The sequence below is a fragment of the Pseudomonas sp. Van50 genome, assembly GCF_055390755.1.
The window spans coordinates 1,126,776-1,148,509 of the sequence record NZ_AP024343.1 but is presented as its reverse complement, the minus strand read 5'-3'; the positions used below and the strand labels follow the sequence as shown (position 1 = coordinate 1,148,509).

At 60.1% G+C, this 21,734-nt stretch carries 14 protein-coding genes and 2 pseudogenes; 6 read left to right on the top strand and 10 right to left on the bottom strand.

What is annotated here, in order from left to right; translation table 11 throughout:
* Positions 1 to 3 precede the first annotated feature (3 nt).
* From ACZ5M5_RS04850 to kdgD, 3 genes and pseudogenes are all read right to left on the bottom strand, one after another.
* A pseudogene (locus ACZ5M5_RS04850) lies at positions 4 to 1,322 on the bottom strand (MFS transporter).
* Between the two features lie 130 nt (positions 1,323 to 1,452).
* Entirely contained in the window at positions 1,453 to 2,898 is a 1,446-nt protein-coding gene (locus tag ACZ5M5_RS04845) for an aldehyde dehydrogenase family protein (protein WP_060739176.1), read from the bottom strand.
* 116 nt (positions 2,899 to 3,014) lie between these two features.
* Positions 3,015 to 3,926, bottom strand: a complete 912-nt coding sequence (gene kdgD / locus ACZ5M5_RS04840; RefSeq protein ID WP_014336610.1) for a 5-dehydro-4-deoxyglucarate dehydratase — start codon at positions 3,924 to 3,926, stop codon at positions 3,015 to 3,017.
* 294 nt (positions 3,927 to 4,220) lie between these two features.
* On the opposite strand from kdgD, the gene ACZ5M5_RS04835 reads away from it, so the two are divergent.
* Complete coding sequence (locus tag ACZ5M5_RS04835; RefSeq protein WP_464738716.1) at positions 4,221 to 4,604, top strand: hypothetical protein; 384 nt, start codon at positions 4,221 to 4,223, stop codon at positions 4,602 to 4,604.
* Positions 4,605 to 4,887: 283 nt separating this feature from the next.
* Here ACZ5M5_RS04835 and ACZ5M5_RS04830 read toward each other — a convergent pair whose 3' ends face one another.
* The 4 genes from ACZ5M5_RS04830 to ACZ5M5_RS04815 all read right to left on the bottom strand — a co-directional run bounded on the left by ACZ5M5_RS04830 (position 4,888) and on the right by ACZ5M5_RS04815 (position 9,707).
* Positions 4,888 to 5,634: a FadR/GntR family transcriptional regulator gene (locus ACZ5M5_RS04830; protein ID WP_060739179.1), complete on the bottom strand. Its 747-nt coding sequence runs from the start codon at positions 5,632 to 5,634 to the stop codon at positions 4,888 to 4,890.
* Positions 5,635 to 5,911: 277 nt separating this feature from the next.
* A complete protein-coding gene (locus ACZ5M5_RS04825; RefSeq protein ID WP_464738715.1) occupies positions 5,912 to 7,639 on the bottom strand; it encodes an ABC transporter ATP-binding protein/permease in 1,728 nt (575 codons plus the stop codon).
* Between the two features lie 251 nt (positions 7,640 to 7,890).
* Positions 7,891 to 8,451: a response regulator transcription factor gene (locus tag ACZ5M5_RS04820; protein ID WP_003177957.1), complete on the bottom strand. Its 561-nt coding sequence runs from the start codon at positions 8,449 to 8,451 to the stop codon at positions 7,891 to 7,893.
* Entirely contained in the window at positions 8,448 to 9,707 is a 1,260-nt protein-coding gene (locus ACZ5M5_RS04815; protein WP_464738714.1) for an ATP-binding protein, read from the bottom strand. Before ACZ5M5_RS04815 ends, ACZ5M5_RS04820 begins: the two co-directional genes overlap by 4 nt.
* A 370-nt stretch (positions 9,708 to 10,077) precedes the next feature.
* Between ACZ5M5_RS04815 and ACZ5M5_RS04810 the strand changes: the two genes are divergently transcribed.
* Positions 10,078 to 10,797: an SIMPL domain-containing protein gene (locus ACZ5M5_RS04810; protein WP_060739183.1), complete on the top strand. Its 720-nt coding sequence runs from the start codon at positions 10,078 to 10,080 to the stop codon at positions 10,795 to 10,797.
* A gap of 50 nt (positions 10,798 to 10,847) precedes the next feature.
* Here the strand turns inward: ACZ5M5_RS04810 and ACZ5M5_RS04805 are convergent, their stop codons facing one another.
* The 3 genes from ACZ5M5_RS04805 to ACZ5M5_RS04795 all read right to left on the bottom strand — a co-directional run bounded on the left by ACZ5M5_RS04805 (position 10,848) and on the right by ACZ5M5_RS04795 (position 14,215).
* Positions 10,848 to 11,093 (bottom strand): hypothetical protein, encoded by a 246-nt coding sequence (locus ACZ5M5_RS04805; protein ID WP_464738713.1) that lies wholly within the window; start codon positions 11,091 to 11,093, stop codon positions 10,848 to 10,850.
* A gap of 297 nt (positions 11,094 to 11,390) precedes the next feature.
* A complete protein-coding gene (locus ACZ5M5_RS04800) occupies positions 11,391 to 11,783 on the bottom strand; it encodes a DUF6124 family protein (RefSeq protein WP_464738712.1) in 393 nt (130 codons plus the stop codon).
* Positions 11,784 to 13,039: 1,256 nt separating this feature from the next.
* Positions 13,040 to 14,215 (bottom strand): integrase core domain-containing protein, encoded by a 1,176-nt coding sequence (locus ACZ5M5_RS04795; RefSeq protein WP_464738285.1) that lies wholly within the window; start codon positions 14,213 to 14,215, stop codon positions 13,040 to 13,042.
* Between the two features lie 404 nt (positions 14,216 to 14,619).
* On the opposite strand from ACZ5M5_RS04795, the pseudogene ACZ5M5_RS04790 reads away from it, so the two are divergent.
* From ACZ5M5_RS04790 to ACZ5M5_RS04775, 4 genes and pseudogenes are all read left to right on the top strand, one after another.
* Positions 14,620 to 16,220 (top strand): annotated as a pseudogene (locus ACZ5M5_RS04790) (ABC transporter substrate-binding protein).
* Positions 16,221 to 16,475: 255 nt separating this feature from the next.
* On the top strand, positions 16,476 to 18,101 hold the full coding sequence (locus ACZ5M5_RS04785) for an ABC transporter substrate-binding protein (protein ID WP_060739187.1): 1,626 nt from the start codon (positions 16,476 to 16,478) through the stop codon (positions 18,099 to 18,101).
* 398 nt (positions 18,102 to 18,499) lie between these two features.
* Entirely contained in the window at positions 18,500 to 20,101 is a 1,602-nt protein-coding gene (locus tag ACZ5M5_RS04780; protein WP_060739188.1) for an ABC transporter substrate-binding protein, read from the top strand.
* Between the two features lie 170 nt (positions 20,102 to 20,271).
* A complete protein-coding gene (locus tag ACZ5M5_RS04775; RefSeq protein WP_060739189.1) occupies positions 20,272 to 21,687 on the top strand; it encodes an OprD family porin in 1,416 nt (471 codons plus the stop codon).
* Positions 21,688 to 21,734: the final 47 nt, after the last annotated feature.

The following is a 21,734-nucleotide window of genomic DNA, read 5'->3' as shown; positions in this document are numbered from 1 at the left end:
CCTTCAGGATTTCGCTTCGGACAGGCTGGAGATGCCGGCATCCTTGGCCGTTGGTTCCTTGAGCACGACACGCTTGATCGGCCCCACGATGACCAGGTAGCTGAACACCGCCATCAGCGCGTTGCAACCGACGAACACCAATGCCCACTTGAACGAACCGGTGGAGCTGATGATGTAGCCGATGACAATCGGCGTAGTGATCGACGCCAGGTTACCAAAGGTGTTGAACAGGCCACCGCTCAAACCGGCGATCTGTTTTGGCGACGTGTCGGAAACCACGGCCCAGCCCAATGCGCCCACGCCTTTACCGAAGAACGCCAGGGCCATGAAGCCCACCACCATCCATTCGATGTCCACGTAGTTGCACGCCACGATGCTACTGGACACCAGCAGGCCGGCGATGATCGGCGCTTTGCGGGCGAAGGTCAGCGAGTGGCCCTTGCGCAGCAGGTAGTCGGAAATCACCCCGCCCAGCACGCCACCGATGAAACCGCAGATGGCCGGCAAGGACGCGATGAAACCGGCCTTGAGGATGGTCATGCCGCGCTCCTGCACCAGGTACACCGGGAACCAGGTCAGGAAGAAGTACGTGATGCCGTTGATGCAGTACTGGCCCAGGTAAACGCCGAGCATCATGCGATTGGTCAGCAGTTGACGGATGTAATCCCACTTCGGACCGTCGGCTTTCTTTTCCTTGCCCTTGTCCTGGTCCATGTCGACCATCGCGCCGTTGGCGGCGATGTGATTGAACTCGGCCTCGTTGATCATCGGGTGCTGACGCGGGCTGTAGATCACTTTCAGCCAGATCAGCGAGAACACGATACCGATCACGCCCATCACGATGAACACGTGCTGCCAGCCGAAACGGTAGACGATCCAGCCCATCAGCGGTGCGAACAACACGGTGGCGAAATACTGCGCCGAGTTGAAGATCGCCGAGGCGGTGCCGCGTTCTGCGGTGGGGAACCAGGCGGCGACGATCCGTGCATTGCCGGGAAGGACGGCGCTTCGGCCAGCCCAACCAGGAAGCGCAGCATGAACAGCGCAACCACGGCCGTGGACATGCCGAATTCACCCACATAGCCTTGCAGCACGGTGAACAGCGACCAGGTGAAAATGCTCAAGGCATAGATTTTTTTCGACCCGAAACGGTCGAGCAGCCAGCCGCCAGGGATCTGCCCGGCCACATAGGCCCAGCCGAAAGCGGAGAAGATGTAACCGAGGGTGACGGCATCGATGCCGAGGTCTTTTTGCAGGCTGGAGCCTGCGATGGCGATGGTGGCACGGTCGGCATAGTTGATCGTCGTCACCAAAAACAGCATGAGCAGGATCAAATAGCGGACGTGTGTCGGCTTGGTCGCTTGCATGTAGATGTACTCCCACTATTTATTTTTATGCGGGTCAGCAGATTGTGACGCCAGGGCGGGATCACCCGCCCTGGCGGTGTCGCACTTACGATCCGATGTAAGAAGTTTTAACCACGGTGTAGAACTCTTGCGCGTAGCGACCTTGCTCACGCGAACCATAGGACGAACCTTTGCGCCCGCCGAACGGCACGTGGTAATCCACGCCGGCGGTGGGCAGGTTGACCATCACCATGCCCGCCTGGGAATGGCGCTTGAAGTGGTTGGCATACTTCAGCGAGGTGGTGGCGATACCGGCGGACAGACCGAACTCGGTGTCGTTGGCCATCGCCAGCGCCGCCTCGTAGTCGGCCACGCGCACGACGTTGGCCACCGGGCCGAAGATCTCTTCGCGGCTGATGCGCATCGACGCTTCGCTGTCGGCGAACAGGGTCGGCGCCAGGAAGTAACCTTCGGTGTCGCACGTCACCAAACCACCACCACTCACCAGCCGCGCGCCTTCGCTCTGGCCGATGTCGATGTACTTCAAGTCCTGGCTGAGCTGGGCTTCGGAAACCACCGGGCCGATGTCGGTGCCGGCCTTCAACGCATGACCGACCTTGATCGACTGCATGCGCTCGGCCATGGCCGCAACGAACTTGTCGTGGATGCCGGCGGTGACGATCAGGCGACTGGAGGCCGTGCAACGTTGACCGGTGGAATAGAACGCGCTCTGAACCGCCAGTTCGACGGCTTGCTTGAGGTCGGCGTCGTCGAGGATGATCTGCGGGTTTTTGCCGCCCATCTCCAGCTGCACCTTGGCCTGGCGCGACACGCAGTTGACCGCGATCTGCCGGCCCACGCCCACGGAACCGGTGAAGCTGATGCCGTCGACTTTCGGGCTGTTGACCAGGACTTCACCGACCACGCGGCCGCTGCCCATCACCAGGTTGAACGCACCGGCCGGGAAACCGGCGCGGGAAATGATCTCGGCCAGGGCCCAGGCACAGCCCGGCACCAGCTCGGCGGGCTTGATCACCACGCAGTTGCCGTAGGCCAGGGCCGGGGCGATCTTCCATGCGGGGATGGCGATCGGGAAGTTCCACGGGGTGATCAGGCCGACCACACCGAGGGCTTCACGGGTGACTTCGACGTTGACGCCTGGGCGCACTGACGGCACGTAATCGCCCGACAGGCGCAGGCATTCACCGGCGAAGAATTTGAAGATGTTGCCGGCGCGGGTCACTTCGCCGATGGCTTCAGGCAGGGTCTTGCCCTCTTCCCGGGCCAGCAGTTGGCCGAGTTCTTCGCGGCGGGCGAGGATCTCGCTGCCGACTTTGTCCAGGGCATCGTGACGGGCCTGGATGCCCGAGGTCGACCAGGCCGGGAAGGCGGCGCGGGCGGCTTCGATGGCGGCATTGACTTGCGCTGCGTCAGCCTTGGCGTATTCACCGATGACATCGGACAAGTCAGACGGGTTGATGTTGGTGCAATAGTCGGCACCGGCCACCCACTGACCGTTGATGTAGTTATCGAAACGCTTTGAATCTGCCACGGATGCTCCTCCTAACAAAAAGCCTGTCTGGTCTTGAGGCGTTCCCCCGCAGCGCGTGGGAACGATCAAGCCTTACGCAAAAAGCCGCTGATTACTCAGCGGCCTTGTCGGGTCTGTTATTGCTTGCCTTGCTTGTCGATCAGCGCGGCCAGGGCTTCGTATTCTTCTGGCAGCAGATCGGTCAGCGGCGTGCGCACAGGACCTGCGTCGTAGCCAACGATTTTCGCGCCGGCCTTGACGATGCTCACGGCGTAACCGGCCTTGCGGTTACGGATGTCCAGGTAAGGCAGGAAGAAGTCGTCGATGATTTTGCCGACGGTCTCGTGATCGTCGCGGGCAATGGCGTGGTAGAAGTCCATCGCGGTTTTCGGGATGAAGTTGAACACCGCCGAGGAGTAGACCGGCACGCCCAGGGCCTTGTAGGCCGCGGCGTAGACTTCAGCGGTCGGCAGGCCGCCCAGGTAGCTGAAACGATCGCCGAGGCGACGACGGATCGACACCATCAGTTCGATATCGCCCAGGCCATCCTTGTAGCCGATCAGGTTCGGGCAGCGCTCGGCCAGTTGTTCCAGCTGAGTGGCGTTCAGGCGGCAGACGTTGCGGTTGTACACCACCACGCCGATTTTTACCGATTTGCACACGGCTTCAACGTGGGCGGCAACGCCGTCCTGGCTGGCTTCGGTCAGGTAGTGCGGCAGCAGCAACAGGCCCTTGGCGCCCAGACGCTCGGCTTCTTGAGCGTATTCGATGGCCTGGCGGGTGGCACCGCCAACACCGGCAAGGATTGGCACGCTGGTGGCGCAGGTATCGACGGCGGTCTTGATGACCTGCGAATACTCGCTGGCGGCCAGGGAGAAGAATTCACCGGTGCCGCCCGCTGCGAACAATGCAGAGGCGCCATACGGGGCCAGCCACTCGAGGCGCTTGATGTAACTGTCGCGATTGAAATCGCCTTGGGCAGTGAAATCGGTGACCGGGAACGACAGCAGGCCAGACGAGAGGATGGACTTCAGTTCTTGTGGATTCATTATTCGAACACCCTGGGACGCAAATGATTGTGTGAGATGGTTAAGCTTCGGCCAGAAGTTGTAGGTCATCGTACAACTTAAATAATCTGCGTCAACTGCATTTCGTCATCGAAGGGTAAAAAAGGCCGACGGACCGTTCGTCAGCACTGTCGACTCTGCCAGTAGGCGTGACGGTGTGTTGCAGGCATAACGCAGCAGTGGCCGTGCGACCGCCCGGCCGGTGTTTTCTGGCTAGCTATCTAACAGTGAGTCACCGTATGCGACGTGCACGGTCGCCTCACAGGGAGAGACACCATGGCTAATTTTGCACTGCCCATCCTCACCCAGTTCTCAGGCTACAAACCCGCCGAGAAGGTCACGATCAACCTGTCGAAGCTGGGGGCCAATCTGGAAGTCCAGATTCCTGACTCGAATGAAATCTCCGCCGATTGGTCGGTCTACCCGATTCTCGGCGCCAACAAGGATCATCCCGACTGGTCCGGCCAGCAGGTGGCGGCCGGCACCTGGGACGATGCCAACGACGGCATGGTGAAACTGACGGGGCTGAAAGTCACCGTGCCCAAGGCGGAACTGCAAAAATATCTGGGCCGGCAGGTTGAACTGCGCTACCGGTTTGCCAATGAGTCGGGGTATGACTTGTATTCCGACCCGTCGGTGAAGTTGAAGATCGAGCCCTAGGCGCCCAGGCACGGCGGCGGCTGACCCGACGCCATCGCGAGCAGGCTCGCTCCCACAGGGGGATTGTGGCGGACCTGAATCCAGAGACCACAGGAGATCAATTGTGGGAGCGAGCTTGCTCGCGAATAGGCCACTCATCCAGCCTATCTATAAGCTGCCCCTCCGCCATCGCGAGCAAGCTCGCTCCCACAGGGGGATTTTGTGGCGGACTTTAATCCAGTGATCACAAGAAATCACTGTGGGAGCGAGCCTGCTCGCGATAGCGGTGGCTCGACTGGTCAGATCAACCCTGGGCCTGGGCCTCTTCATGAGCCTGGCGCAGCCGCTCGCGGCTATTGGTCAGATGCAGGCGCATGGCCGCACGGGCCGCGTCGGAGTCCTGGCGGGCGATGGCTTCGTAGATTTCCTCGTGCTCGCGGCTCAGGCGATCCATGTAGTGCTGGTGGTCGTCGTGGGCCAGGCGCGCCGAGTTCAGCCGGGTACGCGGGATGATGCTGGTGCCCAGGTGGGTCATGATGTCGGTGAAGTAGCGGTTGCCGGTGGACAGGGCGATTTCCAGGTGGAAGGCGAAGTCCGAGGCCACCGCGTCGCTGGCGTGGGCAGCGCTTTCCTTCAAGGCATCGAGGGCGGCGCGCATCGTCGCCAGTTGCTCGTCGCTGCGGCGCTGCGCCGCGAGCCCGGCGGATTCCACTTCCAGGCTGATGCGCAACTCCAGGATCGCCAGCACGTCCCGCAAGGTGACGACCGTGGCCGGGTCGATACGAAAACCGCTCGGGCTGGGCGTGTCCAGCACGAAGGTGCCGATGCCATGGCGGGTTTCCACCTGGCCGGCGGCCTGCAACCGGGAAATCGCCTCGCGCACCACGGTGCGGCTGACGCCATGGGCTTCCATGATCGCCGACTCGGTGGGCAATTTATCGCCACGCTTGAGCAGGCCATCGCGAATCTGCTCGGTCAGCACCGTCACCAGCTCCTGCGCCAGGCTGCGGCGCTTGCGGGGAAGGCGGGGTATGTCGATCGGGTTTTCCATTGTGTCTGTGTCTCGGCAAGCGGCTGAATGACAACATCATAGCGCAACGTGGTTGTACGATCACCGTGGGTGCAGTGGCGAGTCGAGGGCTGACACCGAGTCGCGCTCATCGCGAGCAAGCTCGCTCCCACATTGGATCGGTTATAGACATGAACATCCGATTCACCACAAACCCTTGTGGGAGCGAGCTTGCTCGCGATAGCGGAGGGTCAGCCACATCAACATCAACTGATACACCGCTATCGCGAGCAAGCTCGCTCCCACAGGTCTTGGGTGTTTATGCTGTCACGGTGCGCTCCACCAGTTGGCCATTTTCGATACGCACATGTCGCGGATGGAAACGTTTCAAACTGCTTCGGTGGCCGACGCTGACGATGCTCAGGCCCGGCAACTGGTCGATCAGCGCCTGGTACAGCGTCGCCTCGTCTTCTTCGTCCATCGCCGACGTGGCTTCGTCCATGTACAACCATTGCGGTGCATAAAGCAATGCACGGGCAAAGGCCAGGCGTTGTTGCTCGCCAGGCGAGAGCATGCGCTGCCAGTGGTTGCTTTCATCCAGCCGCGGGATCAGGTGCGGCAGGCGGCAGGTTTCCAGCACCTGTGCATAACGTTCGTTGGGGTAGACGTCGCCAGCCTGTGGATAACTCAACACTTCCCGCAGGCTGCCAATGGGCAGATAGGGCTTTTGCGGCAGGAACAGGTAACGCGCCGCCGGAAGCCGGATCGTCCCGTGCCCCGCGGGCCACAAATGTCCCATCGCGCGAAACAGGGTCGACTTGCCACTGCCGGAACGACCGCTGAGCATGACCCGCTCACCCGGCGCCACGTTCATATCGGCGTTGTCGAGCAGATGACGACCGTCGGCCAGATCCAAGCCGAGGTTATGAACCGCCAACGCACTCCCCTGGTTCTGCACATCGATGGCCGGCACGCGGTCTTCGTTGTCGCTCATGGCCTGGCGGAAGCTCAATAGACGATCGCAGGTGGCGCGCCACGCGGCAAGGTCGGCGTAAGCGCTGATGAACCAGCTGAAGTTCTCCTGCACATTGCCGAAGGCCGAGTTGATCTGCATGAGCTCGCCCAGCTGGATCTTGCCGGCGAAGTAGCGCGGCGCAGCAACGATGAACGGGAAGATGATCGCGATCTGGCCGTAGCCGGAGGTGAAGAACGTCAGGCGCTTGGACACCCGCATGATGTCCCAGAAGTTATGCCAGACCAGGCCGAAGCGCCCACTCAGGCGGCGGTTCTCGTTCGGTTCGCCGTTGTACAGCGCAATGCTTTCGGCGTTTTCACGCACCCGGACCATGGAGAAACGCAGGTCGGCTTCGAAGCGTTGCTGGTTGTTGTTCAGCCCGATCAGGCGTCGGCCGATCAGGTGCGTCAACCAACTGCCCACCGCCGCATATACCAGGGCGCACCAGAACATGTAGCCGGGGATGGTGTAGCCGAACACTTCGATGCTGCCGGACACGCCCCACAAGATGATCGAGAACGACACCAGGCTGACCACGGTGCGCAGCAATCCCAGCCCCAGGCCCAGGGTATTGGTGGTGAAACTGTTGAGGTCTTCGGAAATCCGCTGGTCCGGGTTGTCGGTATAGCCGCCCTGCTCCAGCCGGTAGTAATTCTTGTTGCCCAGCCAGCGGGCGAAATGCTGCTCGGTGAGCCAGGCCCGCCAACGAATGGTGAGCATCTGCGTGAGGTACAAGCGATAGACGGCGCCGAGGATCGCCACCGCCGCGATGCCGCAGAAATACAGGATCAACTGCCAGAACGCCGCGCTGTCCTTCTCTTGCAGGGCGTTGTAGAAATCCTTGTACCAGCTGTTGATCCACACCGAGATCGCCACGCTGAACAACGACAGCGCGATGACCGCGATCAACAGCGTCCAGGCCTTGCCCTTCTCCTCACTGCGCCAGTACGGCGTGGTCATTTGCCAGACACGGCGGAAAAACTGCCCGCGCACCGCGTCATTGACCGCGGAATATTCAGCGTTCTGATTCATGGTTAAGGCTCGATAAAGAAAAGAACTAGTGTCATGTTTCGCAAATACGTTTCTTTTTGACGAGTGGCTGTTGTCGTCAGGCAAGGCGCCGCGACGAGTCATAGCCCGCTATGGCGAGGAGCGGCAACGCAGCATGACGGCAACAGACGCCGTCAAAAAGGAACAGTATTTGTGATACATGACGCTGGGGCCGATCATAAAGCAACGGCCCGATGTGTCGCGAGGGTGGACAACACCTGTTCAGCGCAGGTTCAGCGACGCACGGGACGCTTTTGCAATTTGCGCTGCAAGGTCCGCCGGTGCATGCCCAGGGCGCGGGCCGTGGCGGAGATATTGCCCTCGTGCTCGGTCAGCACCCGCTGGATGTGTTCCCATTGCAGGCGATCCACCGACATGGGGTTTTCCGGCACCAGGGTGTCGAGGTCGGCGTGCTCGGACAACAGCGCCGCCAGTACATCATCGGCATCCGCCGGCTTGCACAGATAATTGCAGGCACCACGCTTGATGGCCTCGACCGCGGTGGCGATGCTCGAATAACCGGTGAGGATCACCACGCGCATTTCCGGGTCCAGCTCCAGCAACTTGGGCAACAGCACCAGGCCGGAATCGCCGTCCATTTTCAGGTCCAGGGCGGCGTAGTCCGGCAGGTCGGCCTGGGCGATGGTCAGGCCTTCCTCGGCGGAACCGGCGGTGCTGACGCGAAAGCCGCGACGGGACATGGCCCGGGCCATGACGCGGGTGAAGGTGGCATCGTCATCCACCAGCAACAGATGCGGCAGTTCTTCGCCGTCGACTTGGATCTCGTCACTCATGTTTCGTCTCCTCGGTCGGCATGGGGCAGGCGCAGCTCGGTGAGCGTGCCGCCTTCCTCATGGGGGTAGAGTTTCACCGAGCCGCCGGCGCGTGTCACGCTGGCTTTGCTCAAGAACAGGCCCAGGCCGAAACCTTTGCCCTTGGTGGTGTAGAACGGCTTGCCGATCTGCTCGGCAATCGCCAGCGGCACACCGGCACCGTGGTCGCGAATGCAGATGGTCAGTTCATAAGCGTTCCAGTCCAACGCCACTTCCAGGTTGTCGGGACAGGCATCGGCGGCATTGTTCAGCAGGTTCAACAGTGCTTGGGTCAGGTCTGGCGGCGGTGCCATGCGCGGCACCAAGCCCTTGCCCAGGCACTGGAAGCGATAACTGGCTTCCGGGCGCATCAGGTGCCAGCGGTTCAGCGCATCGTCGAGCCAGAAGGTGACCGCCTGCATGTCGATGTCCAGCCGGCGATTGGCCTCGGCGGCACGCACCAGGTATTGCAGGGTTTCCTTGCAGAGCTTGACCTGGTCCTGGAGCACGCTGAGATCGTCCTGCAGTGCCGGGTCGTGATGGTCCTGGCGCATTTCCTTGAGCAGCACGCTCATGGTCGCCAGCGGTGTACCCAATTCATGGGCGGCACCGGCAGCCTGGGTTGCCACGGCCAGCAATTGCTCGTCCCGCAGGCCCTCCTCACGACGGATGGCCCGCAGCTCTTCCTGGCGGCGCAGCTCCTCGGCCATGCGCGCGGCAAAAAACGTGATGACCGCCGCCGCCAGGGCGAAACTCAGCCACATGCCGTAGATCTGCAGGTTCTCCCGGGCGATGGGAAAGGTTTCCAGCGGGTAGAAGCGCGCCAGCAGCAAGGTGTACAGCGCCAGGGCGATGCCGGAAAGGATCAGCGAAAACCGCCACGGCAACGTCACCGCGGCGATGGTCAGCGGCACCAGGTAATAAGAGACGAAGGGGTTGGTGGAGCCACCGGAGAAATACAGCAACGCGCTGTGGATAAACAAGTCGCCGGCCAGCTGCACGGCATATTCCAGCTCGGTCACCGGCCACGAGGCACGCAGGCGAATCGCCGTCAGCGCGCAGAGCACGCTGGAACAGACCAGGGTGATCGCCAGCTGCAGCCAGGGCAGCGGCAGCAGGTCGAACCAATAGGCGAGCCCCACGGAGCCGGCCTGGGCCGCCAGGACCAGAATACGGATAAACGTCAGGCGCCAGAGGTTCTGGCGGGAAGCGGAAGTCATTTGCAAAGGGGCGAGCATGAGCTCTCCTGATGAGCGCTCCAGGCGGATCGCACGGAGTATAACCAAGGCAGGGGTTGCAGCGGCAGATATGCGGCAAAGCGCCACAGCTCTCAATGCTGCATATACCCCTTGTGGCGAGGGAGCTTGCTCCCGCTGGCCTGCGCAGCAGGCCCAACCCCGGCGCCGCGTTGTGTCAGATGAATGGAGCCGCTGCTTTTAGGGCCGCTTCGCGCCCCAGCGGGAGCAAGCTCCCTCGCCACGGGGCTCTTCATTGGCTTCAGGTATCTGTATAGAAGTTGTAACTGTGCGAACCCACCCATAAAAGCTAGAGTCTTATCCTTCACGCAGGCCCGGACCTTACCCCTGCGCCTCATCCCAAGGAGCTTTCATGCACACGTTCAGTCGCCACGTCGCCCTGCTCGCCTTCAGCCTCGGCACCGTCGCCAGCCTGCCGGCCCTGGCCGCCGACGAGCTTCACTACAACCAGATTTCCCTGCGCGCCGAAGTCAGCCAGGAAGTGGCCCGCGACCTGATGATCGTCACTCTCTATACCGAAGAACAGAACACCGATCCGGCCAAACTCGCCGCCACTGTCAGCACCACGGTGAACAAAGCCATCGGCCAGGCCAAAGAGGTCAAGGACATCACCCTGCGCCAGGGCAGCCGCAACAGCTACCCGATCTACGACAACAAAGGCCAGAAAATCACCGGCTGGCGCGAGCGCGCCGAACTGCGCCTGGAAAGCGCCGACTTCGCCGCCCTGTCCAAACTCACCGGCGAGCTGCTGGGCGACATGAAGATGGGCGGCATGGACTTCGCCATCGCCACCGCCACCCGCCAGAGCAGCGAAGACGCCCTGCTCAAAGACGCCGTCAACGCCTTCAAGGCCCGCGCTCAACTGGCCACCGAAGCCCTGGGCGGCAAGGGTTACAAGATCGTCAACCTGAACTTCAATACCAACGGTTATCCACAACCCTTCATGCGCGCGCCAACGATGATGATGAAAAGTGGTTCCATGGATGCTGAATCCGTGACGCCTGACGTGGAAGCCGGTACCAGTAAAGTGATCATGACGGCGGATGGGGTGGTTGAGGTGTTGAAGGAGTAACGGATGCCTGATCGTTCCCCCGCTCCGGCGGGGGAACGATCGAACCGCCTTTACTTCAGCAAAGGCACAGCCGCCTGTGCGAGTTGGGTGAGCAACTCAATATCTCGCTCGTCGCGTGCGCCATCTTCGTTTAAATCGGTTTTTATACCCACCTTGTCGTAGCGCCCATCCTTCAGAGAAGAAGCGACAAAGGTGAGCAAGTAACTCTTGTTGTCACGAAAAAACTCGAGCCGAACCTCCGGGCTTTCGTCTTTATCGAAGTCTTTAAGAGATATACGGACTTCTTCGGCGGCCATCGCTACACCTCCTCCATGGATTAGCTCAATACGGCATCGCCGCTTAGCAGCGCGCCTGTTGCTACCTTATAACCATGCCTCCAAAAATCTACTGTCAGAAGTATCAGGTGTACGTCCGCACAGTAGAGCCTACGGAGAATCGAGCATGCTTTGTGGCAAGGGGATTTATCCCCGCTGGGCCGCGAAGCGGCCCCAACAGCAGCGACTCAATCTGTCTGACGCACCGAGGTGTCAGGTTTGGGTCTGCTGCGCAGCCCAGCGGGAGCAAGCTCCCTCGCCACAGGACGGTGCCCGACCTCAAGCGGGCGGGCAAGCCGAACTGGCCGGTGCCTCGACCTGATCCAACGCCTTGTCCACCAGCAACTGGCACAGCTCCACCAACTGATGAATCCCCAACGCCACGCTCCGACGCGTGCCCTCCACTTCGAAAGCCAGGTCTTCGGCCATGGCTTTTATCGAGGCCAGGGTTTCCGAGGTGCTGGTGAGCAGCGTATCGGTGTCGGCTTTGGCGGTGACCGAAAACAGGCTATCGATGCGCTGATCGGTGCTTGGCTCTGGTTTTTTTGGATTCAGGTAATGATCGAGGGCGCGCTCGGCGGCGGCGCGGTCTTTTAGGAGGTCTTCGATGGCGTCGAAGCCGGAAAGGGGATTGGTTTTGTTGAAGGGTGGGTCGGGGAGTGACTTATCCATTGATTTGTACCTATTTAGTGATGAGGACCATCACTTGCCGTTTCTCACTCGGCAAAGTGGTGGCAGCTATGTGCAGGGGTGAGAAATCCGAGAATAGGTACTCGGCCAGACCGAGGCCTGCCCGCACACAGCCGCCATAACGCATCTACTACAGGCAGCGGATAAGCTGGCGGCAATTATGCAGGTACAGAGGCTGGATGCCTATTATTCGGGTTTCTCACGCCCGGTCGCTGAATGGCAGCGACAGGAAAAAGGTTAGAGAGCCCACTTCCGAGGGACAACCTTAAAAACTTGTCGGATGTTTCGTTCTGGAAAGCGGATCCTTCCGACGCACCTGAATGATTTATGCAGCCTTCCGACCCACCGTAAACCCGTGGCGAGGGAGCTTGCTCCCGCTGGGGCGCGAAGCGGCCCTAAAAGCAGCGACTCCATCCAACAGACACAACGCGGCGCTTGGGTTGGGTCTGCTGCGCAGCCCAGCGGGAGCAAGCTCCCTCGCCACGGGGTTAGGTGCTCGACGAGACGGAAGCGTATTGCTTCAACCAGTGAATCGGGTACACCCAAGGGAACCAGGCCGGCTGTCAGGCCGCCTTCGCGGGCAAGCCCGCTCCCACAATTGAATCGGAGTACGACTGGGAGAGCTAGGTCGGCTATCAGGCCGCCTCGCGAGCAAGCTTTGCTCCCACAGATCTGACCGGAGTAGGACCGTGAGAACCAGGTCGGCTATCAGGCCGCCTCGCGAGCAAGCTTTGCTCCCACAGATCTGACCGGAGTAGGACCGAGAGAGCCAGGTCGGCTATCAGGCCGCCTCGCGAGCAAGCTTTGCTCCCACAGATCTGACCGGAGTAGGACCGTGAGAACCAGGTCGGCTATCAGGCCGCCTCGCGAGCAAGCTTTGCTCTCACAGATCTGACCGGAGTAGGACCGTGAGAACCAGGTCGGCTATCAGGCCGCCTCGCGAGCAAGCTTTGCTCTCACAGATCTGACGGGTGTATGACCGAGAGAGCCAGGTCAGCTATAAGGCCGCCTCGCGGTGGACGTTGATCTCGGCGCCCCGTTAACCACGCTGGCCGAACGCAGGCATTGTGGAGTGGGCATCCCGGCATGGATGCCGGGATAGCCGCGCTGGGCCATGGATGGCCCTTCGCGGCGGGCCCACGGAACAATGCCGGAGTGAGGGCATGCCGAGCCCTAGCGAGGCACCAAGTGGTGGGGCAAATGTACGGGACAACCACATGGGTTACAAAAAAGTGCATTCACATAGGTGACACTTTGATTGAAACATAGCCGTTCTTTGCGTCCCTGGCGTTGACGTGACCTAGGATCACCGGACCGAAGATCACATTCCATACTCCGTCTTTGATCATCTCCATTCCAATGTTTTGATGCCTGAGCAGATTCCCCACGTATATCCGCAGACCCGCTCGGTTAATGATTCCGCAACTATCAGCCAGGTAACACTCAACATGGCTCGCATACCCCATTTCCGGTAGCTTTTCCGGGTAAGCTCGGGTTGAGGGTGTATAGCAGGAGGCCGGGGTTTTCTGGCCGAGAGCCTCGTGTCCCCGCTCGTGATTGTAGTGCTGCATAAATCGATCAAAGTGTTTTTGCTGAGCCTCCCAGGCAATGGCTGGCGGTTTGGGAAAAGTACTTTTTAATGTCCGGTGCATGCGCTCATGACGCCCATTTTGATCTGGCCGACCGGGCTCAATTCGCTCAGGAATAATCCCAAGTCGCAACCACCAGATCGACAACTGCGATAGCCCTGCACGACCCGTACTGGCAAACGGCACGCCGTTATCGGTGCGGATGCGCTCAGGCATCCCGTATTCGCGAAAAACGCGCTCGAAGGTTTGCTGGGTCTCCTTGAGATTGGTATTGGCCATGCTCTCGCAGGCAAGCAAGAAGCGACTGGCATGATCCATGATCGTCAGTGGATAGCACCAAACGCCCGCCCCGGTGAGAAATTGGCCCTTGTAATCTGCGCTGAAGAGCTGATTAGGCGTTTCTGCCTTACGCAAAGGCTTGGGATAGACAGCGACACGCTGGCGCAACGGTCGAGACGTAATCAAGTCCGCTGCCTTAAGGATGTTGTAGATAGTCGTCTTCGACGGCGGATCCTGTCCCGGAAAACGTTTCATCAGGTCGTTCTGAATCTTTTTAGGACCCGGAACCGTTTCGCCAGTAGAGCGAAACTCAATGATTGCCTGCCTCACAACCAATGGCACCACATAGGTTTGGTTGTGCCGTCGGCGGCTACGTTCGTCGAGCCCACTGGGTCCCTCCAGCTCATAGCGCTCGACCCATTTGTAGCCAGTCTTTCGGCTGATCTGATAGTCCTGGCACAGCCGGCTAAAGCTGTACTTTTCAGACAGATACTCAGCGATGAACATCACTTTGAGGTCCATAGGTTTCAGCTCTCTCCAGGGCATGGTCAGATCCTCGCGAAATCGACCCTGCCAGTTAAAAACTGTTACCTATGTGCGTGAACTGATTTGTAACCCATGTGGGTGAGTCATACCCAAAAAGCGTTTTGCTTACTTTTGCGCTTCTCAAAAGTGAGCCGCTGTAAGAGCGGAACCCTAAGTAGCCGTTACCGCAGCAATGGATATGTACGCGGTCAACAAAATCCTGGCCGGCTGTCAGGCCGCCATCGCGAGCAAGCTCGCTCCCACAGTTTGATCGAAGTATGCCTGGGAGACAGGTCGGCTATGAAGGCCGCCTCGTCCAAAGCGCTATACCCAAACCCAACGGTCCCCCTCACTTTTCGATATTTCCAACACCCCCACCCGCAACGCTACTCTCCTGAAAACCTCACCACCCCCCAAGGGATTTCATGGACAGAACCACCTTCAAGCCCCTCCTGCTCACCCTGGCCCTGATCAGCAGCGCCCCAATGGCCCAAGCCGCCACCACCCTGGTCTACTGCTCCGAAGCCAGCCCCGCCGGGTTCGACCCCAGCCAATACACCAGCGGCACCGACTTCGACGCCTCGGCCGAAACCGTCTTCAACCGCCTCACCCAGTTCAAGCGCGGCGGCACCGAGGTCGAACCCGGACTAGCCACAAACTGGGACGTATCCGCCGACGGCCTGGCCTACACCTTCCACCTGCGCAACGGCGTGAAATTCCACACCACCGACTACTTCACCCCACCCGCGACTTCAACGCCGACGACGTGCTGTTCACCTTCCAGCGCCTGCTCGACCCACAGCACCCGTTCCGCCAGGCCTACCCCACCGAATCGCCGTACTTCACCGACATGGGCCTGAACACCACGATCAAAAGCGTCGAAAAAGTCGACGAACACACCGTGCGCTTCAACCTGAACAACGTCGACGCCGCCTTCGTGCAGAACCTGGCGATGAGTTTCGCCTCCGTGCAGTCCGCCGAATACGCAGCGCAGTTGTTGAAGGAAGGCAAGGCCGGCGACCTCAACCAGAAACCCGTCGGCACCGGGCCGTTCGTGTTCAAGCGCTACCAGAAGGACTCGCAGATCCGCTACGCCGCCAACACGGCGTACTGGAAACCCGAGGACGTGAAACTCGACAACCTGATTTTCTCCATCACCCCGGACGCCGCCGTGCGCCTGCAAAAGCTCAAGCGCGGTGAATGCCAGGTCAGTGGCTACCCACGCCCGGCCGACATCGAGGTGATCGAACAGGATCCGAACCTGCAGGTGCTCAAGCAGCCCGGCTTCAACCTGGGTTTCCTGGCCTACAACGTGACACACCCGCCCCTGGACCAGCTCAAGGTCCGCCAGGCGCTGGACATGGCCATCGACAAGCCGGCGATCATCAAGGCCGTGTACCAGAGCGCCGGCCAACTGGCGCAGAACGCCTTGCCACCGGCCCAGTGGTCGTTCGACCCGAGCATCCAGGACGCGCCCCACGACGTGACCAAGGCCAAGGCGCTACTCAAGGAAGCCGGGGTTGCGCCGGGTACCACCCTCAATTTATGGGCGATGACGGTGCAACGCGCGTCCAACCCCAATGCGCGAATGTCGGCACAGATGATCCAGCAGGATTGGGCCAAGATCGGCATCAAGGCCAACATCGTCAGTTATGAATGGGGCGAGTACATCAAGCGTGCAAAAAATGGCGAACATGACGCAATGATCTACGGCTGGACCGGCGATAACGGCGACCCCGACAACTGGCTGGGGGTGCTGTACAGCTGCGCGGCGGTCAAGGGCAGCAACTACGCCAAGTGGTGCGACCCGGCCTACGACCGCTTGATCCAGCAGGCCAAGGTATCCACCGACCGCCAGAAACGGATCGATTTGTACCAACAAGCGCAGAAAATCCTCAAGCAACAGGTGCCGATCACGCCCATCGCCAACTCCACGGTCTTCCAGCCAATAAACAGGAAAGTGGTGGATTTCAAACTCAGTCCATTCGGACTGACACCCTTCTACGGCGTGGGTTTGACGAAGTAACACCCGAGCCAAACCGGTGCGTCACGGCCGCGCAACGCACCGGCAAGGGGCGCTTTTGGCGTCAAAAAAACACCCGCAAACGGTCAACTGCGTCAGAAGTTACACGAATGCGACATTAAGGTACGTTCGTGCCACTGTTTCAGACTTGCAACCGCTCTGGATCTTGCATTGGGTATGGGGCCTGCATAAGTATCCGCAGGACGACTCACGAGGTCGCCCTCAAATCCAAAAATGACAACAAATCATGAGGCCAACATGCTTAAACAAGCGGTCATTCCGTTTTTAGTCGGTGCAAGCTTATTAGCCAGCGCACCTTTCGCCCAAGCCGCGACTAACCTGGTGTTCTGCTCCGAAGGGAGCCCGGCCGGTTTTGACCCGGGTCAGTACACCACCGGAACCGACTTCGACGCCTCTGCAGAGACCGTATTCAACCGGCTGACCCAGTTTGAACGCGGCGGTACCGCCGTGATTCCTGGCCTGGCGACCAAGTGGGATATTTCCGAAGACGGCCTGACCTACACCTTCCACCTGCGTGAAGGCGTCAAGTTCCACACCACTCCGTACTTCAAGCCGACCCGCGAGTTCAACGCCGACGACGTGCTGTTCACCTTCAATCGCATGATCAGCAAGGATGACCCGTTCCGTAAGGCTTACCCGACCGAATTCCCGTACTTCACCGACATGGGCATGGACACCAACATTGCCAAGGTCGAGAAGCTCGACGACAAGACCGTCAAGTTCACCCTCAACGCCGTAGACGCCGCGTTCATCCAGAACATGGCCATGCACTTCGCCTCCATCCAGTCCGCCGAGTACGCCGCCCAGTTGCTCAAGGAAGGCAAGCCTTCCGACATCAACCAGAAGCCGATCGGCACCGGCCCGTTCGTGTTCAAGAGCTACCAGAAAGACTCGAACATCCGCTTCACCGGCAACAAGGAATACTGGCTTCCGGAAGACGTGAAGATCGACAACCTGATCTTCGCCATCACCACCGACCCGTCGGTGCGTATCCAGAAGCTGAAAAAGAATGAATGCCAGGTCACGCTCTTCCCACGTCCGGCCGACCTCAAGGCGATCAAGGAAGACAAGAACCTGAAGATGCCGGACCAACCGGGCTTCAACCTGGGCTACATCGCCTACAACGTCATGGACAAGATCAAGGGCAGCGACCAGCCCAACCCGATGGCCCAGCTGAAAGTGCGCCAGGCACTGGACATGGCCGTCAACAAGCAGCAGATCATCGACTCGGTGTACCAGGGCGCCGGCCAGCTGGCCGTCAATGCCATGCCGCCGACCCAATGGTCCTACGACACCACCATCAAGGACGCGGCGTACAACCCGGAGAAAGCCAAGGAACTGCTCAAGGAAGCCGGGATCAAGGAAGGCACCGAGATCACCTTGTGGGCCATGCCGGTCCAGCGTCCCTACAACCCGAACGCCAAGCTGATGGCCGAAATGCTGCAATCGGACTGGGCCAAGATCGGGATCAAGGCCAAGATCGTCACTTACGAGTGGGGCGAGTACATCAAGCGTTCCAAAGGTGGTGAAAACGGCGCCATGCTGATCGGCTGGAGCGGCGACAACGGTGACCCGGACAACTGGCTCAACGTGTTGTTTGGCTGCGACTCGCTGCAAGGCAACAACTTCTCGAAATGGTGCGACAAGAAGTTTGACGACATCGTCAAGCAAGCCAAGCGCACTTCGGATCAATCCAAGCGCACCGAGCTGTACAAACAGGCGCAGCACATCCTCAAAGATGCTGTTCCGATGACACCCATCGCTCACTCGACGGTGTTCCAACCCATGCGCGCCAACGTGCAGGACTTCAAGATCAGCCCCTTTGGCTTGAACTCCTTCTACGGCGTCAGCGTCAGCAACTAAGGTGACCTGTGGCGAGGGAGCTTGCTCCCGCTGGGCCGGTCCGACGCTTCGGGCGTCGCGGCCCCTCTTTTGAGCGTGATGGCGGAGCGGTAAGCAACGCCATCGCGAGCAGGGTTCGCTCCCACGGCATACCGTTGCTTTACGCCAAGACCTAGGAAAACGCCTACATCCAAAAGCACTGCGTACCACAGCAGTTGGTTTGGGATGTATTGCCTTTTCCCACAAGTCTTTCAGGCATTACGCATTTACCGCCCGGCCCACGGCTCATACCGTCGGCACTTGGACGACTTGCCAGCCCTGCGGCATCGCTACGCAATGGAATGAACTCAGTGCCCCGACCTGTCCCCGGAAGGACGCCGGTTCACTGTTAAAACACCCCGAACGAGAGAGGGAGCGTCATGCGCCATACCTTGGTTTTATCCGCATTGCTGGGCACCGGCCTGCTGGCCGCGACATCCGCGGCCCAGGCCGCCGGCGGTAGCCTGGTGTTCTGTTCCGAAGGCAGCCCCGCCGGTTTCGACACCGCGCAATACACCACGGCCACCGACAACGATGCCGCCGAACCGCTGTACAACCGCCTGGCCGAGTTCGAAAAAGGCGCGACCAACGTCGTCCCAGGCCTGGCAACCCGCTGGGACATTTCCGAAGACGGCTTGAAGTACACCTTCCACCTGCGCGAAGGGGTGAAATTTCACACCACCGACTACTTCACGCCGACCCGGGATTTCAACGCCGACGACGTACTGTTCACCTTCAACCGCATGCTTGATCCGCAGCATCCGTTCCGCAAGGCCTACCCCACCGAGTTCCCCTACTTCAACGGCATGAGCCTGAACAAGAACATCGCCAAGGTGGAAGCGACCGGGCCATTGACCGTGGTCATGACCCTCAACAGCGTGGACGCCGCGTTCATCCAGAACATCGCCATGAGCTTCGCCGCGATCCTGTCGGCCGAATACGCCGACCAGTTGCTCAAGAGCGGCAAGCCGAGCGACATCAACCAGAAGCCGATCGGCACCGGGCCGTTCGAGTTCAAGAGCTACCAGAAAGACTCCAACATCCGCTACGTCGCCAACCAGCAGTACTGGGCGCCGGAGCGGGTCAAGCTGAACAACCTGATCTTCTCCATCAACACCGATGCCTCGGTACGGGTGCAGAAGCTCAAGGCCAACGAGTGCCAGGTCACCCTGCATCCGCGTCCCGCCGACGTGCCGGCCTTGAAGAACGACCCCAAGCTGCAACTGATCGAAAAACCGGGCTTCAACCTCGGCTACATCGCCTACAACACCCGCCACAAGCCGTTCGACCAGGTCGAAGTGCGCCGTGCGCTGGACATGGCGGTGAACAAGCAAGGCATTCTCAATGCGGTGTACCAGGGCGCGGGACAACTGGCGGTCAACGCCATGCCACCGACGCAGTGGTCCTACGACGACACCATCAAGGACGTCGCCTACAACCCGGAAAAAGCCAAGGAGTTGCTCAAGGCCGCCGGGGTCAAGGAAGGCACCGAAATCACCCTCTGGGCCATGCCCGTGCAACGTCCGTACAACCCCAACGCCAAGCTGATGGCCGAGATGCTCCAGGCCGACTGGGCGAAGATCGGCTTGAAAGTGAAGATCGTCAGCTACGAATGGGGCGAGTACATCAAGCGCACCAAGAACGGCGAGCACGACGTCAGCCTGATCGGTTGGACCGGTGACAACGGGGACCCGGACAACTGGCTCGGCACGCTGTACAGCTGCGACGCCATTGGTGGCAACAACTACTCCATGTGGTGCGACCAGGACTACGACAAGCTGATCAAGCAGGCCAAGGTCGTCACCGACCGCGACCAGCGCACCGTGCTCTACAAACAGGCCCAGCAGTTGCTCAAGCAGCAAGTGCCGATCACCCCTGTTGCCCACTCGACGGTCAACCAGCCGCTGAGTGCCAAAGTCGAAGGGTTCAAAGTCAGCCCCTTCGGTCGCAATGTCTTTTCGGGCGTCAGTCTGAACCCATAACCGTTAGCCACACAGCGCGGGCTTCCTATGGAAGCCCCACGCCGACGTCTTGCCGTAATTCGCCAATCAGGCACCAGGCAAACGTTTGCAAGCTGTGAATGAGTTGTAAAACCGATAGCCGTATCACCAAAAAAGAACGGCATGAAAAAGAAAGAAAAGGAGCGTTACCGATGAAACTGAGCAACACAGCGATACTGGCCTTGGCCATCAGCAGCATCAGCGCAACAGCGTTTGCAGAATCCCAGAGCCAGGCGGTCACCCCGGTGACCCTCAAGACCACCAGTGAGCAAAGCGAAGCCAAGGGTTTCATCGACGGCCAGTCCATCACGGGCACCACGCGCAACTGGTACGCCAACGAGCAATTCAAGCGCGGCACGAAACTCACCTATCGCAAGAACGGTGAAGCACGCGAGACCGACCGCCGGATCAACTGGCTGCAAGGCACCATCATCAAGTACAACTCGGGCTTCACCGAAGGCACCGTGGGCTTCAGCACTGAACTGGCCGCCTACAACGCCATCGCCCTGGACCAGGACCGCAAGGACCTGGCATCCAACAACGGCGGCGCGCCGACCACCCGTCCTGGCGCCGGCAACAACCGTACCCTGACCCGCGAAGGCGGCGACGCCGTGGGCCAGTGGAGCAAGCTGGGCCTGGCGAACGTCAAGGCCCGCGTTTCCAACACCACCCTGACCGCCGGCCGCCAGAACTTCAGCAGCCCGATGGTCGACGTCATCGGCAACCGTGCCCTGCCCTCCAGCTTCCAGGGTGTGAGCCTGCACAGCGAAGAATTCGAAAACCTGGGCTTCGACATCGCCACCTTCGACCGCAACTCGCCGCGTACCGAAGAGAGCCTGCGCAAGTTCCGCTCCGAGTACGGTGACAGCAGCGTCGAGACCGATCACGTCAACACTGCCGGTATCACTTACCAGCCACTGGCCAGCCTGAAGACCAGCCTCTGGGCGACCCAGGCCGAGGACATGTGGAACCAGTACTACTTCGGCGCCACCCATGAGCTGGGCGACAGCTCGGTGCTGAGCCTGACCACCGGCCTGAACTACTACAAGACCGTGGACTCGGGCAAAAGCAAGCTGGGCGAAATCGACAACGACACCTACTCCCTGTCGTTCGGCCTGACGCATCAGGCCCACAGCCTGACGTTCTCGTACCAGGAAGTGAACGGTAACGAGTACTTCGACTACCTGCACGAAACCAACGGCATCTACCTGGCCAACTCCCTGCTGTCGGACTTCAACGGCCCGAACGAGAAATCCTTCCAGATCGCCTACGGCCTGAACATGGCTGAATACGGCGTGCCAGGCCTGAAGTTCAACATCTACCAGGCGCGCGGCTGGGGTATCGACGGTACGCACTACAACAGCACCGGTTACAGCGATGTACGGGCGATGGACGGCGAGCACCACTACGAATACGGCGTCGGTGCGTCCTATGCCGTACAGAGCGGCCCGCTGAAAGCCACCGCGATCCGTGCCACCTACACCGCACACCGCGCCAGCGAAAACCAGGCCGACGGCAGCCTCAACGAGTTCCGCCTGGTCACCACCATCCCGTTCAACATTCTCTAAACTGCCACCGGGCGGTCGACTCACGAGGTCGTCCGCCTGGTCTTTTG

Excerpts from the sequence above, each read along its gene's own strand:
- ACZ5M5_RS04830 (WP_060739179.1), bottom strand. The coding sequence starts at position 5,634 with ATGGAAAACCCGATCGACATACCCCGCCTTCCCCGCAAGCGCCGCAGC.
- kdgD (WP_014336610.1), bottom strand. The coding sequence starts at position 3,926 with ATGAATCCACAAGAACTGAAGTCCATCCTCTCGTCTGGCCTGCTGTCG.
- ACZ5M5_RS04775 (WP_060739189.1), top strand. The coding sequence starts at position 20,272 with ATGAAACTGAGCAACACAGCGATACTGGCCTTGGCCATCAGCAGCATC.
- ACZ5M5_RS04805 (WP_464738713.1), bottom strand. The coding sequence starts at position 11,093 with ATGGCCGCCGAAGAAGTCCGTATATCTCTTAAAGACTTCGATAAAGAC.
- ACZ5M5_RS04785 (WP_060739187.1), top strand. The coding sequence starts at position 16,476 with ATGCTTAAACAAGCGGTCATTCCGTTTTTAGTCGGTGCAAGCTTATTA.
- ACZ5M5_RS04780 (WP_060739188.1), top strand. The coding sequence starts at position 18,500 with ATGCGCCATACCTTGGTTTTATCCGCATTGCTGGGCACCGGCCTGCTG.
- ACZ5M5_RS04795 (WP_464738285.1), bottom strand. The coding sequence starts at position 14,215 with ATGCCCTGGAGAGAGCTGAAACCTATGGACCTCAAAGTGATGTTCATC.
- ACZ5M5_RS04820 (WP_003177957.1), bottom strand. The coding sequence starts at position 8,451 with ATGAGTGACGAGATCCAAGTCGACGGCGAAGAACTGCCGCATCTGTTG.
- ACZ5M5_RS04800 (WP_464738712.1), bottom strand. The coding sequence starts at position 11,783 with ATGGATAAGTCACTCCCCGACCCACCCTTCAACAAAACCAATCCCCTT.
- ACZ5M5_RS04815 (WP_464738714.1), bottom strand. The coding sequence starts at position 9,707 with ATGCTCGCCCCTTTGCAAATGACTTCCGCTTCCCGCCAGAACCTCTGG.
- ACZ5M5_RS04835 (WP_464738716.1), top strand. The coding sequence starts at position 4,221 with ATGGCTAATTTTGCACTGCCCATCCTCACCCAGTTCTCAGGCTACAAA.
- ACZ5M5_RS04825 (WP_464738715.1), bottom strand. The coding sequence starts at position 7,639 with ATGAATCAGAACGCTGAATATTCCGCGGTCAATGACGCGGTGCGCGGG.
- ACZ5M5_RS04810 (WP_060739183.1), top strand. The coding sequence starts at position 10,078 with ATGCACACGTTCAGTCGCCACGTCGCCCTGCTCGCCTTCAGCCTCGGC.